This window comes from Methanobrevibacter sp. (genome assembly GCF_036307625.1).
Classification (GTDB): Archaea; Methanobacteriota; Methanobacteria; order Methanobacteriales; family Methanobacteriaceae; genus Methanocatella.
Genome location: NZ_JAXJXF010000077.1, coordinates 1 through 14,528, shown reverse-complemented (window position 1 = coordinate 14,528; position 14,528 = coordinate 1). Strand labels below are relative to the sequence as shown.

The following is a 14,528-nucleotide window of genomic DNA, read 5'->3' as shown; positions in this document are numbered from 1 at the left end:
GATGATGTTGCATACCAGTACTTTGTTTTAACAAGTGCAGGCTTAAAAGTCAAAAAGGCTGCAATAGTCTACATAAACAACGAATACGTTAGGGGAAGTGAGCTGGATATGGCCCAGCTGTTCAACATCGAGGATGTGAGTGATATGGTCCGCCAAAGGCAGGATGAAATCACAAGCAACATCTCCAGGTTCAGTGATTTAGGACAAAGTGAACCTGACATTGATATCGGACCGCACTGCTTTGACCCATATCCCTGCAGCTACTGGCAGCACTGCACACAAGACCAGCCGACTCCAAATGTCTTTGACATTGCGGTGATGCAGAGGCGATCAAAATTCAAAAAGTACTATGAAGGAAAGATTTCATTCGAGGATTTGGAAAATGAAGACCTCAACCCGAAATACCTCGAACAGATTGACTTTGAGCTTCATGACAGGGAGCCGAAAATAATCAAATCCGCAATAGATGATGTATTGAACAGTCTGAACTATCCATTATACTTCATCGATTATGAAACATGTCAGCATGCAATTCCAGAAATCGAAGGCACAAAACCATATCAGCAGATTCCATTCCAGTACTCGCTGCACATCATTGAAAAGGAAGGTTCTCCATTAAAGCATAAGGAATTTTTGGCGGGCTCTGATGATGAAGATATAATAGAAACATTTGCTCGCAATATGATTGGGGATATGCCTGAAGATGGAAGTGTAATAGTCTACAACAAGGCATTTGAAGCGACAAGAAACAAGGAAATAGCTGAGATGTATCCTAAGTTTAGGGAGGATATGGACAGGTTCAACGATAATATGGTTGATTTGATGGTGCCCTTCAGGGAACGTAACTATTATACAAGGCAGATGGAAGGCTCCTATTCAATCAAAAAGGTTTTGCCTGCACTATTTCCAGATGATCCTGAACTTGATTACAATGAATTGTCATTGATTCATAAGGGCGATGAGGCGTCAAATGCATTTTTAAGTTTGAAGGACAAAACCCCAGAAGAGCAAAAGCCAATAAGAAAAGCATTGCTTGACTACTGCAGGCTTGACACTTTAGCTATGGTGAAGATTTGGGAAAAATTCAGGCAAGTGACTGATGATGTTCAATGAAAAAAGTGGATTTGATATTAAATTAATGTTGATTCAGTTGCTTTTGTTTGTTATTCAACGAATTAATATTTCTTTAAAACCAAATCAAAAGAATTATATAAGTTTGTGAATAAAATCCTATTTGATGTTGTTAATATTAAAAAATATCAAATTGATGTTAATGGCATTAAAAAAATTCATCTTCATTTTTTAAAAAATGAGTATTATTTAGGGAGTTAAATGATGAAATTCGCAAAAATATCCATCATATTGCTTCTGCTGATATTTTTGATGGGTGCTGTTTCAGCTACTGAAGAAATTACCGGCAATGCAATAATTGATGATAATGCTATAGCACATGATGAAAGCACTCCTGGCGTTATAGGATTGCAAAGCACACAGAATGATGAATATGGGGTAAATGAAATCAATACATTCACAGACTTTGCCAAGGATATGAATGAATCTGTAAATGTAATGGACGTGAAACATGATTATAAATTCAATAACGAAAGCGATAAAGGACATATTCGTATTGATAGAAATAATTTTGTAATAGAGGGAAATAACCACGTTATTGATGGTAGCGGTCAATCAAATATCTTTGCGATTGCTGGATCAAATGTCACAATAAACAATCTGATTTTTACTAATGGTAACTGTAAGTTAGGAGGTATGCTTGACTTAGCTGGTGGAGGCGCAATAATATCACAGGGATCAATAACTTTAAATAATGTTACATTTATCAATAATACCGCAAATTATTATGGGGGAGACATATTTGCTCTTCAAGGACAACTTAATTGTTTTGATTGTAAATTTATAGATGGCCATTCATTCGATGGAAATTCAATTTGTTCAATTGGAAGTATTGTGAACATTGAACGTTGTACTTTCACATCAAAATATTCCAGTGAATGGTCGACAGTTTTCGCTCAAATCGGTGAAGTATATATTAATGACTGTCTTTTCAATAATATCTCATCCACATATGCTCCGGCAATATATGTCGAAAGTGGAAATGTAAAAATAAACAATACTAAATTTAATAATTTAAAAGCTAATAAAACTGCCGGAGCAGTAGGAATAAAAGAATGTGAACTAGCAATAATTGAAAATTGTCTGTTTACAGATACCAGTTCTGTTAAAAACGGAGGAGCAATATATATTGACGCCGCTGGTGGCGGTAGTGTTGATAACCCAATAGTATATGTTATAAATTCAACTTTCATTAATGCCTCATCTTCTTTTGGGGGAGCTTTTGTTCAATTGGCAGGTGAATTAACCATTAAGGATTCAAGTTTCACCAACTGTTCTTCAAGTTATGACGGAGGGGCAGTATATACTTCCAATGCAAATACAGATATTGTAAATTGTAAATTCAATTTGAATAAGGTTGCATCACATGGTAATTATCCGACATATGGGGGTGCAATATACTTTGACAACGCTACATTAAACATGTCTGATTCAGAATTTAACAGTAATGAAGCTCCAATAGGAAGTGGAATAGTTATTTATGATTCTGATTATCATATTGATAATGTCACTTTTAACAACAACGGAAATGCCATTTATACTTATTTTGATACTGAATCATCAACAATAGGTAAAATATACGGAAACGATAAAATTTCTAAAGATGACCTGAACAACACCTTCTATCCTTCTTTAATCATGGGGGAAGGATTAGTCCAAAATTTGACTACAAACAACATTGACCTTACAATTCTTCCAACCAGATTTGATTTAAGGGATATCGGATGGATTACACCAGTTAGAGACCAGGGAAGAATGGGTTCTTGCTGGACTTTTGGAGCATTGGATGCATTGGAGTCAGCATTGGTGAAAAATACTGGAATAACTTATTATTTATCAGAAAACAATGTGCAGGATGCTATGCTTCTATATAGTCGATATGGTATTGGTATGATTGAAGGGGGTTACCAAACAGATGCTGCAGCATATATTGTAAATTGGTTTGGAGTATTGCCGCAGGAATATGATTCCTATGATGAACTTGGTAAAATATCTCCGTTAATTCATTCAAATCAAACAATACATGTTCAAGATTATGTTTTAATTGATAGAAACATATCAAATCCAGGAGATCCAATTCTTAAAGAAGCTATTCTTAAATATGGGGTATTAGCTATTGTTTTTGATGCTACATTGCCGGATAATCATTTATATAATTTTTATTCTAACACTACAGATGGAGACCATGCTGTAGGTCTTGTCGGATGGGACGATAATTATCCTAAAGAAAACTTTTTAATCCAACCTCCTGGTGATGGAGCATGGATTATTAAAAACAGTTGGGGAACTGAATGGGGAGAGGAAGGATATGGATATATTTCATATTATGATACCTCAATATGTGCATTCAATATTCCTAACCAACAGGCTGTCGGATATATAATTGAAAATACTTTGCCATACAATAAAAATTATCAGTATGACTTTAGTGGCATTGATGATTTCATGACTTATGATGAAACTGACGAATTGTATGGCAGTCCAATAACTAATGTAAATGTCTTTATGAGTGAGGATGATGACTTGTTGGCTGCTGTAGGAACTTATTTCAATCAAAGCGGTCTTGATTATACAGTTAAAATTGCGGTAAATGACGTTGTAGTATATACTCAAAAAGGCGTTTCTCCATACAGGGGATATCATACAATTAAGTTAAACAAGTATGTTTCAATTAAAAAAGGAGATAAATTCAGTATTTATGTAACATCAACTGCATTAGGTGTAAGTGTTCCGGTAAGGGTGCACTGTGAAGAGGGCGTTACATTTACTAATTTTGGCGGTACCTGGACAGATATCTATAAAACATCTGGCGAAATTGCCTGTATTAAAGCATATACCTTAAAAGATGATGCAGTAATGGGTGGAAACAAAAACATTGCTGTAGACTATGCGGGCGGATCTTACTTCTCAGTTAAAGTCACAACCGCTGACGGGCATGTGGTCGTAGGTGATAGTGTCAGGTTTAAAATTGACGGCAAAACATACGCTGTCAAAACCAACAGCAATGGAATAGCTAAAATCAAAATATCTCAAATTCCTAAAAAATACACAATAACAACTACATATAAAGGAAAATCAGTTAAAAACACTGTCACAGTAAAACAAGTCTTAAAAACAAGCAAAGTAACAGTCAAAAAGACAGCTAAGAAATTTACCTTAAAGGCAACCCTTAAAATCAATGGTAAATTGGTTAAAGGCAAAGTGATAACTTTCAAGTTCAACGGCAAAAATTACAAGGTCAAAACCAACTCCAAAGGAATTGCCCAAAAGACACTTAATAAGAATGTTATCAAAAAGCTTAAAAAAGGTAAAACCTATGCTGTAAAAGTCACTTACCTTAAGGATACCATCAAAACAACCGTTAAAGTCATGTAGATGATATCTTTTCATCTACCTTTTTTTTAATTTTTTCACCCTTTTGCCTGCTTTTGTCGCTTAAAACAGCAAAGGTAATGCTGATTGGGTAGTCTTCATTGTTGTCTATAAAGTCCTTGCATGATTTGAGTGCTATTTTCCATGCTTCATCTTTTGGATATCCGTAGATTCCGGATGAAATTAGTGGAAAGGCTATTGAACTGCAGCCGTTTTGCTTTGCTAAAATTAAAGAGTTTTGGTATGTACTGTATAGAAGTTCAGCTTCACCATCATCTCCGCCGTTCCAGATTGGGCCGACGGCATGGATAATGTAGGTGGCATTGAGGTTGAATCCTGGTGTAATCACTGCACAACCTGTCTGGCATCCTCCTATTTTTGATCATGCATCTCTCAGATTTTGAGACCCTGCCTTTTGAAATATCGCTCCGCAAACACCTCCTCCTTCATGGAGATTTCTGTTTGCCGCATTGACTATCGCATCAACATTTAAATCTGTTATGTCGGTTTGCTTGATGTTTATACTGATTTTCATTTAAATCACCTTAAATATTCATTAGTTTTTTGTTCTTATTATAATATGTAACCGCTATGGTCATATCTTTGAGAGAAATACTATTTAAACACAATTTATATTACCTACATTAAATATAAATTATCTCAACATATGTTTTTTCGATTGAAATCAGGCAACAGTCCTGTTTTCAATAAAATTATGGATGTGATTAGATGGCAAGATTTTGTAAAAATTGCGGCACTGAATTGGATGGGGGATCTGTTTTTTGTGACAATTGTGGATCAAGAGTCACTGGATCATCATCGCCCGAGTTCAATAGCCTTTTCAGCAAATATAAAATAGACATGATGGGTGGTGAAGATGTCATAAGGCATTCACAGATTCACAGTGGATGCCTGATACTTCCGGCAGCTATTTTAGGTTTTGGGCTTTTTTTAGGATTAATTTCCTTTTTCCTGACTATAGGTTCATACCGTTATTATTATTTTTATCCGGGATGGTTTTTTTTAAGTTTTTTCAACATATTCACAATAATCGGATTAATCTGGCTTTTAATCAGGTTTATTGGATACCTGAGCAATGACCTTATCCTGACAAACAAGAGAGTATTTGGAAAATGCGGATTGATATCAACTACCCAAATGCAGTCACCATTAAATAAAATAGACTCCGTTTCATTCAGCAACGGTCCGATTGGAAAGCTGATAGGATATGGAACAGTAAAGATTGCAACCACTTCATCCACTTTCAAGTTCCGCTTCATCCGTGACGGGCAGACCATGTACAATGATATATTCAACCAGATTGAAAAAAGTGAGGATGAAACCAGGAATAAGGATGCAAAAGCTATAGTTGATGCAATGGCTGAAAAATTAAGTTAAAATCATTAAAGTATCTTAATTTGGATGTATTGATATGTTTTGTGAAAAATGCGGTGCTGAAATTGGTGAAATGGATAAGTTTTGCAGCAGTTGTGGAGCAGAGGTATCCTCCAATAGAAATGTCTGCGGAAAATGCGGTGCCGAAGTCAGTGAAAGTGACAGGTTTTGCAGCAGCTGCGGAGAAAAGGTAAACTTCAATGAAAGTCTCAATATGCCTTCTGGACTGATGAACTGTCCGGACTGTGGAAATCCTGTTTCAAGAAAGGCAAAGGCATGTCCAAACTGCGGATGTCCTGTAGTGTCAATGACTCCTGACGGTGTTGTCAGAATCAGGTTAAGCAATCTGATCAATACTATGACCAAGCAGTCTGTTTCCATTAAATCGGAAAACGGACAGGAACTGTGGAAAGGCAAAGCAGGTCAGATTGCAGAAATCTATTTTGAAAGGCAAAGCATAATAACAATCAAATATCATACTGCCGCTAATGCATGGGGAGGATCATGCAGGGGTGAAATTGACCCGTCTAAGGGCACTAACTATTCTACTACAGTAAGGAGAGGAATATTTGGAACACACATTGAACTGCAAAGGGTCGATTTCATTGATTCGGATTTTTAGGATGCATTAATAGTTTTCCCCAATCCATCCCTGATTAATGTCGGGGTATCCGCATTCCTCACAGTATCCGTCATAACCGGGTGCACCGCAGGAAGGGCATTCGGAGTATGAGCTTCTGCTGTATGAGTTATTTCTGCTGTGGTATGTGTTTTTTGCTGTGTTGCCTGATGTGCTGCTGTCGCTGGAGCAGCATGCTGAAACCACTATGATAAAAAAGATTGCAAGAAAAAGATATCCTACCATAACTTTCACCATCACTAATGTCTGTTTAATGTTGTATTAGGTTTATGTATTTATACTTTGTTATTATGTTATGTTAAAATGTCTTGAAAAATCAAATCTCCTTGCCCGGTGCATTCACTGCATTTTTGGGCTTTCTGAATTGTCTCAACCAATTCGTTTAGGGATTTGCTTTTCCTAACCTGACAGTTCATTTTTCCACACAATTGAAAAAGTTATTAACAAATAAGCCACATATTTAAATATGTATTTGTATACTCAACGATTCCGCACACATGCAAATTGATTTGAAGGCCACATAAAATCCTGTCATTTTTGCAATGAATGCAGACAAAACGGCATCCTCCAATTTGCACAATGGAATAAATTAAATGAATCTCTGGCAAAGGACTGCAGCTATTGGAAAATAAAATGTGATAATATGTATGAATGGCATATAGGAGACCCTGTTGACTGGGGTGACGGTTTTATGGATGTCCAAAACTGGGGTCATGGAAACGATGGCGATAAGGATTCTCAAGACCATGAAACCTCAAGGGAACTCAAAAGAGAACAGTATTCAAGAAAGGCATGGGATTTTTGCAATGAACATAAATATGAACTTGCACTTCAATATATTAATATGGCACTTGATTTGGATTCACTGAATGCTGGTGACTGGAACAAAAAGGCGATTATCCTGGATTTCATGGGAAGATATGGTGAGGCGGAAAAATGCTATGACAGATCGCTTGGACTGTCTTCCAGCAATCTGGTTTTCGACAACAAGGCAAGAATGCTTCGCTATTGGGCAGGCAACCTTATTGAAGAGTCAAAGAAAAAGCCTGACGGACTTGCGACATTATATGATGCATGGGAAATTAACAGGAGGGCAATTGATGCACTTCCTGGAGACAAAAGCGAAGAGAACATTGAAAATTATCTCAATCAAAGGAATACAATTGATTTTTACATCAATTATGAAAAGGAATATAAGAAAAACCTAGAAACTCTTAAAAAATATGCCAGATCAGAGCTGTTTACGATTGCAGGAATGCATTTTTACAGAAATGGAATCAATCTTGAAGCAAGTATGGCATTGAAGCTTGTAAGGGAGCCTGAAAACGAATTTGACAGGGATGCCATTGCAGTGTATGCTGAAGGCGAAAAGATAGGATATGTTGCAAACAGCGACTATACAAAATATTGGATGACCTCATCAGCATCCGAACTCAAGGACGGAATTCTGGGTGTTGCTCAGGCAGAATATGTATTGTATCTTGATAGATATGCTGATATACAGTTTGCAATCGGTCGGATAATCAAATAGAACAATCGTATCTGCAATCGGTGAACTGTGAGAAAATCATCAGACTGTGGAAAAATTGGGGGATATAATCATTAAACAGAACATGTTTTGCTCAGGAGGTTATAATGTGGAAATCGGATACCTCTGACGGTGCACTGTTTGATAATTCCCTATTGGAACAGGACCAATAAAGGTTAAATATTCTTTTAGACAAAACTCTAAACAGTTAAGATTAATGGGGTTTTTTCATGAAATGTCCAAATTGTGGTACAATAAATCCGGACAATGCCAGATTCTGCAGAAACTGCGGCATAGATTTTGAGGAAAATGATATTCCCGAAGAGGAAGTTGTTCATGTTCCCACAATCGAAAATGATGAGGATTATCGCCAGACAAATACAAGTTCTGTAAATGATGACAGTTCATCGACCTTGCTTGCATGCTGCGTCATTGTGGTAATCATATTCATAGCATTTGCAATATTCAGCTTTTTTTAAATCAGAATGCACTGACATCTAAAAGGAATAATGTTAGGCTGAGATTTGGTTGGTGATTTTTCCTTTGTTTGTCAGATATTATCAATTGATTACAAAAATTAAAATGTAATTGCTTCGGCAGTTACTTTACTTTTTTTTATTTTTTTCCCATTAATGAAAACATTTTTTTAGGATAGTTTATCAAATATTATTTCATGTAATCCCTCCAATAGGAGTATAATATAGTTTACAGATTATGGAGGATAAAAAAATCATGAAGCTTATGAGGATGATGGTTGTCGGAATAGTTCTTTTGGCAATTTTTGCAATTGGTTCTGTAAGTGCCGTTGATGTCGACGATACGCCAATAGTCGGTGATGATACAGGACAGATGAAATTATCTGCAGATAATCTAAAGAATAATGAAGACAACAATATATTGACACAAACAGATAATGATGAAAGCGCAAGCACTCAAAGCAATTCAGAAATCTTGGGTGATGATATAGGTAATTATTCCGGATTGTCTAATGAGATTAAATCAGGAAAAAACGTTGAACTAAAACATAAGTACTATAAATATGATTCCGGTTCCACTATTGTAATTACCGGCGACAATATGGTTATTGATGGTAAAGGTGCTGTTATTGACATGGCCGGATCAAAAGATATGGGAGTATTCAAAGTAAAATCTTCCGGTGTGACAATTAAAAATCTAAGCATTAAAAATGCAAACTATACTGGCAATGGAGGGGCAATCTACTTTGATGAGTCAGGTATAGTGACAGATTGTAATTTTATCAACAATGCTGTTTATAATGATGGAGGTGCAATTTACTTCTATGACTCCGGCACTGTGACAGGTTGTAACTTTATCAACAACTCCGCAGTCGGTTACGCCGGTGCTGTCAGCATGACTAGTGGTAGTGTGACAAATTGTAATTTTATCAACGGCACCTCCCTTTCGGGCAGTGCAGTTTTTATATGGGGTGATGGTAATGTGATGAATTGTAATTTCACCAACAACTCCGTAGTTTTTTATGGCGGTGCGATTTACTGTAGGTGGGGAAGTGTGGCAAATTGTAATTTTATCAATAACGCTGCTTCCTATGATGGTGGTGCAGTTTACATTGAACGTGATGTTGGTATGATAAATTGTAATTTTATCAATAACGCTGCTTCAGATAATGGTGGTGCAGTTTGCTTAGGCTGGGATTCAACCGGCACAGTGACAAATTGTAATTTCACAAACTCTTCTGCGGAACTTGGAAAAGCGATTTATACATATGGCGACTCAGCAATTTCCCGCTGCAACTTCGAAACACAGGGATGTGAAAGTTTGAGCGAATTGGTTATGGGAGGAATTATTTCAAATTGTACCGTAAACGGAAACAAGGCAAAAACAACAGTCACAATAAACATCAATGGCACAACCTACGGCGAAACCCTAAAAGTAATTGTCATTGTCGAAAACCATGCAACAGGAAAAATAATCCTCACCATCAAGAATGCACAAAGCTATGATGCAAACATAGAAAACGGACAGGCCACATTCAACATTTCAGGATTGAATCCGGGCAATTATAAAACTACAGTAAATTATTCAGGGGATTCCAATTATATGGCTTTTGAAAACATTACACAAATTAGTGTAAGTAAAGTCCATACTGTAATATCCTCCTCTCCTGTCGCAACAGTTTATAATGGTAACAAAAACCTTCTCATAACCTTGAGGGATGCTAAAGGAAATCCTCTTAGCGGAGTCAAGATAACTGTTAACTTGAATGGTGTCAAAACCTACCCTACCAACAAGAACGGCCAGGCTAAAGTATCAACCAATGGTCTTGCTCCTAAAGCATACACTGCCAAAATAACATTCAATGGTAACACAATCTATGACAAATCAACCAAATCTGTTAAAGTTACAGTTAAAAAAGCTGCCGTGATATTAACTGCAAAAGCAAAATCATTCAAAAAATCATCCAAAAGCAAAAAATATGTGGTTGTGTTGAAAACCAATCAGAATAAGGTGATGAAAAACACCAAACTTACCTTGAAGGTCAACGGCAAAACCTACTCCGCTACAACCAATGCAAAAGGTAAGGCAACATTCAAAATCACCAAACTGACCAAAAAGGGCAAACACACTGCAACCATCAAATATGCAGGCAGCAAGTACTACAATGCCAAAACTGTAAAAGCTAAAATTGTAGTTAAGTAACTGCTTTGGCGGTTACTTTACTTTTTTTATTTTTTTCCTACATTCGCTTGTATGATTGCACTATTTTTCATAATCATATTTATTATCTTTAATTGTCGACTGTTAATTTAACTGTTTTAGCAAGCAACTATCAAAATATTCAGGGATTTCTTTTAGCATATTGTGTTGTTTTTGCAGCAGGAAAAGAAAAAATGGTGCCGCCAAGTCAAATTCCAAAAATCTATACAAATTCATTAATAAATCATAAATTTCCTGCGGCATCATCATAAAATTCCAGCACAAGTTAAAATAGTAATAAAATAATAATAATTAAATGAGGATAAGGTTATGTTAAACAGGAAAGTTTTGTTTGTTCCAATGCTGATTTTAATCTTTCTGGCCATTGGAACTGTTTCGGCATCGGATAATTTGACTGATGAGATTTCTTTGGATGATGGAACATCTGCCGAGGGCATTGAAACTCCAATGCTTTCAGACATTAAAGGTGACGCAAACCAATCCCTACAGGACATTGGAGATGCTCAAAGCCAAATCAATACTAAAATGAAAGCCAAGGATGTAACTGCATACTACAGGGAAAATTCCCAATTGGTAAGTTATCTTAAAGACGGCAAAAATCAGCCGCTTTCAGGCAAAAAGATTTCCATTTCAATAAACGACAAGGTTTACACAAAAAACACTGACAAGGCCGGAAAGGCCGTTTTGAAACTTAACCTAAAACCTGGAACATATGCCGCTTCGGTTAAGTTTGCAGGTGATGAAAACTATGCCGCAAGCAGCGCCAAAGCAATGGTTAATGTAAACAAGGCTTCCCTTAAAATCACATCAAATGACTTCAAAACATATTTTGAATCAGGCTTCTACTTCAAGGCAAAGGTTGTAAATAAAGTCACTAAAAATCCCGTTCAGGGCATCAAGGTAGCCTTCAAGGTTATTAAAAACAGCAAGCAAAAGACCTATTGGGCAACCACTGACGCCAAAGGAGTTGCAAAGCTTAAAAAGAACCTTAAGGTCGGACAGTATAGGGTCGTCACTTCTCTTAAAAAGAACAAGTATATGAAGGCCAACAAAGCTGTATCTTTCCTGACAATTAAGGAAACCGCTGAAATGGGCTGCACATCCTTGTTTGTTCAGGTAAGCAATACGGAAGCTGTTGCAGGATTTAGAAGGGATGCGACCAATGCCAAAACATTGCATATTGTCAAATACAAGCTAAACGGCAAGGTGGCCGTAAAGCAATATAAGACCAACAGCTATTTCTTCCATATTTTGACAACCGCCGACGGATGGATGGCTGGAACCGGAGGCATCGACAATCCGAGCATAAATCATGCAATTGAAAGGCTGGCAGGCAAGATGGCAAAATCCGGAAAAATCCAAAAATCCTGTTTGAAAAAGATTCTAGGTTATGAAAGACAGTTGGGATTGGGCCATTTCTCAATAAAGGCTCCTAACGGCAAATATGCTGTTGTGTGGAGCAGTGGAATTATTCACGGCAAGTTAAAGCCTGGTGAGTATTTAAAGGCACCGAATGGAAGATCACTGTTCTATCATGGAAAATATGCTCATTTCAGCAAAAATCCCGTAAAGGCTGCAATCAAGATTGCTGCATCCGATTCATATGGTGTCAACAGGAGGGATGCAACAGCATTCCACTGGAAAGCCACAACCAAGGAAGGCAGGACAACTTCAACCTTAAAAGTTTATGCCGCAAATGACAACGGACGTCTTGTTGGAAGCAGTACCGGATATTTGAAGGATGATATCAAATTTAGGAACAAATTCATATCCAAGAACAGCCTTCCTATGACTCCATCTTCAAAATTCCTTGGAGATGTCAAAATGGGAAATATCGACAAGCTGATAAAAACAATGACTGTTGTCAGCGCTCCAAAATTGACAACAACCACCAACGAGTCCAAGGCATTTAAAATCACAGTTAAAAACAAAAAGACTGGTAAGCCTCTCAAGGCATTGGTTTTAAAGGTAAAAATCGATGGCAGGGTTCATGCCATCAAAACCAACAGCAAAGGAGTTGCCCAGTTTAAAACAAACTCTTTGGCTGTCGGCAGCCATAGGGTAATCATATACACAGACAATATAAAATATCTGGTTTCAGCCAAAAGTACAATTAAAATTACATGATTGTACTTCTTTCATTTCTTATAACCAATTGACCAGGAAAGGCAAGTACCCTGCATTGGTTAAGTATAAAGGTAGCAAATACTACAATGCCAAAGCTGTAAAAGTTAAAATTGCTGTTAAGTAGATTTATCCCAAAATCTACTTTACACTTTTATTTTTTTATTTTTTCGTTTACATTCATCATCTGGAATATACTTATTTTTGTAAGTTGTCATGCTTGACTGTATAGATGCTTAATATTTTTCATAGTTATTGATATGTCAATTAATATCATGCATCACAAATCCAACTATTCGTATAGTTTCTAACGGGCAAAAAACAATAGCTGCTTTTTTTTGATTCGATTTAATGATTCGACATTAACATTAATGGACACATATTGTAAATCAAATCTGATTTTAAAATGGGATATACGAAGTTAGTTTTGAATAAGTAATAGTAATGTCAATGTTGCGTATTGATCCATGTTTTTTAAAACAATTTACAGTTTATGTGCCTTTAAAACATATTAATGTTTTAAGTAAAAACATTAGCTTTAAGATTTTTTGTATAATTTGCAGTTTCCTTTTAATAAATATTATGGTAATAATTGCTGTGAATAACGGAAATTACATTGGCAGTCATTGAAGATAATCTTAAGCCTTCTGGAGCTTAGATTATATACAGAATGTAATCAGAATACAGATAACGGAGGGAAACTAATGTAATGATATAATGTTTTGACAATAATTTTTAATTAGATTAAAGAATAGACATTATATTGAAGATGTAATTAATGGATGATAAAATGGATATTGATTTGACGGATATTGGAATTGAAGAAGGACAGAAATATGAAGGTATTTACACTACCATGAGCAAGGACGGTGTAAAAAATGCAGCGCCAATAGGAATCGTATGCAAAGGCAAAGACAAACTGGGATGCAGATTATTTGTAGGCACCCAAACTCTTAAAAACATTATGGAAACACGTAGATATGTTGTAAATATCACTTTTGATCCTATAAATTTCGTAAATTCAACCATCGGAAACCTTGATATTGGAGAGTTTACAGATGATGATGACATTGCAATATTGAAAAATGCAGAAGCATATGTCATTTGTGATGTTACAGACATTAGAAAGATGGATCCGATTAAAGACCATGTAACATCAAATGGAGAAGCTTATATCATAAGCAGTGATGTTGTGGAAATCGTCAAAAACCATCCGTGTGCAAAGGCTTTAAACCGGGGAGTTTTCGCCCTTCTGGAATGCCTTACAAACTATACTCGGCTGGACCTAGTAAGTAAGCAGCAGCAGGATTATTTTATCGGAAGGTTTAATGAAAACAATCGCATGATTAAGAGGGTTTCAGGGTCTGATACAATAAAAGCAATGGAGATTCTTAAAAGCAGCATGATAGAAAAGGGTTTTGATGTTGAATAGAACCTGATTTTTAGTTCATGGAGTAATTGGGCTTTGCATTAACGTGGATTATGGCGTTTGTGTTAATCCTTACTTATTTTTTTATCTTAATAGTGAAAGAATACTCTGACCTCTTTAAGGTCGGAGATGAATTTCACAAAAAGGCATCTGAAGATATTAGTTTTCAAATGCTCTCTCTATTTCTTTATATATTATTTATTATTTAAATT

The 14,528-nt window shown here is 36.2% G+C and carries 12 protein-coding genes and 1 pseudogene; 10 read left to right on the top strand and 3 right to left on the bottom strand.

All coding sequences use genetic code 11. The features are described 5' to 3' along the window. Together UIB65_RS04960 and UIB65_RS04955 are read left to right on the top strand one after the other, a co-directional pair. On the top strand, window positions 1-1,113 hold a 1,113-nt coding region (locus tag UIB65_RS04960), incomplete at its 5' end, for a DUF2779 domain-containing protein (RefSeq protein ID WP_330040004.1). Between the two features lie 222 nt (window positions 1,114-1,335). Next, window positions 1,336-4,506: a C1 family peptidase gene (locus UIB65_RS04955; protein ID WP_330040003.1), complete on the top strand. Its 3,171-nt coding sequence runs from the start codon at window positions 1,336-1,338 to the stop codon at window positions 4,504-4,506. Here the strand turns inward: UIB65_RS04955 and UIB65_RS04950 are convergent. Continuing rightward, a pseudogene (locus UIB65_RS04950) lies at window positions 4,499-5,038 on the bottom strand (macro domain-containing protein). The gene UIB65_RS04955 and the pseudogene UIB65_RS04950 sit on opposite strands and share 8 nt — an antisense overlap. Window positions 5,039-5,232: 194 nt before the next feature. On the opposite strand from UIB65_RS04950, the gene UIB65_RS04945 reads away from it, so the two are divergent. Both UIB65_RS04945 and UIB65_RS04940 read left to right on the top strand, forming a co-directional pair. Then, window positions 5,233-5,901, top strand: coding sequence for a PH domain-containing protein (locus UIB65_RS04945; RefSeq protein ID WP_330040002.1), 669 nt, complete (start codon window positions 5,233-5,235; stop codon window positions 5,899-5,901). Between the two features lie 34 nt (window positions 5,902-5,935). Beyond that, complete coding sequence (locus tag UIB65_RS04940) at window positions 5,936-6,520, top strand: zinc ribbon domain-containing protein (RefSeq protein WP_330040001.1); 585 nt, start codon at window positions 5,936-5,938, stop codon at window positions 6,518-6,520. Window positions 6,521-6,526: 6 nt separating this feature from the next. Here the strand turns inward: UIB65_RS04940 and UIB65_RS04935 are convergent, their stop codons facing one another. Beyond that, window positions 6,527-6,763 (bottom strand): hypothetical protein, encoded by a 237-nt coding sequence (locus UIB65_RS04935; RefSeq protein ID WP_330040000.1) that lies wholly within the window; start codon window positions 6,761-6,763, stop codon window positions 6,527-6,529. Window positions 6,764-6,831: 68 nt separating this feature from the next. Further along, window positions 6,832-6,954, bottom strand: coding sequence for a hypothetical protein (locus UIB65_RS04930; RefSeq protein ID WP_330039999.1), 123 nt, complete (start codon window positions 6,952-6,954; stop codon window positions 6,832-6,834). A gap of 227 nt (window positions 6,955-7,181) precedes the next feature. Between UIB65_RS04930 and UIB65_RS04925 the strand changes: the two genes are divergently transcribed. From UIB65_RS04925 to UIB65_RS04900, 6 genes are all read left to right on the top strand, one after another. Continuing rightward, window positions 7,182-8,069 (top strand): HIRAN domain-containing protein, encoded by an 888-nt coding sequence (locus UIB65_RS04925; RefSeq protein WP_330039998.1) that lies wholly within the window; start codon window positions 7,182-7,184, stop codon window positions 8,067-8,069. Window positions 8,070-8,296: 227 nt separating this feature from the next. Beyond that, window positions 8,297-8,545, top strand: a complete 249-nt coding sequence (locus UIB65_RS04920) for a zinc-ribbon domain-containing protein (RefSeq protein WP_330039997.1) — start codon at window positions 8,297-8,299, stop codon at window positions 8,543-8,545. Window positions 8,546-8,798: 253 nt separating this feature from the next. After that, on the top strand, window positions 8,799-10,745 hold the full coding sequence (locus UIB65_RS04915) for an Ig-like domain repeat protein (protein WP_330039996.1): 1,947 nt from the start codon (window positions 8,799-8,801) through the stop codon (window positions 10,743-10,745). A 92-nt stretch (window positions 10,746-10,837) separates the two neighbouring features. Then, complete coding sequence (locus UIB65_RS04910) at window positions 10,838-11,014, top strand: hypothetical protein (RefSeq protein ID WP_330039995.1); 177 nt, start codon at window positions 10,838-10,840, stop codon at window positions 11,012-11,014. A gap of 58 nt (window positions 11,015-11,072) precedes the next feature. Beyond that, entirely contained in the window at window positions 11,073-12,890 is a 1,818-nt protein-coding gene (locus UIB65_RS04905; RefSeq protein ID WP_330039994.1) for an Ig-like domain-containing protein, read from the top strand. Window positions 12,891-13,665: 775 nt separating this feature from the next. Next, window positions 13,666-14,319: a DUF447 domain-containing protein gene (locus UIB65_RS04900; protein ID WP_330039993.1), complete on the top strand. Its 654-nt coding sequence runs from the start codon at window positions 13,666-13,668 to the stop codon at window positions 14,317-14,319. Window positions 14,320-14,528 lie beyond the last annotated feature (209 nt).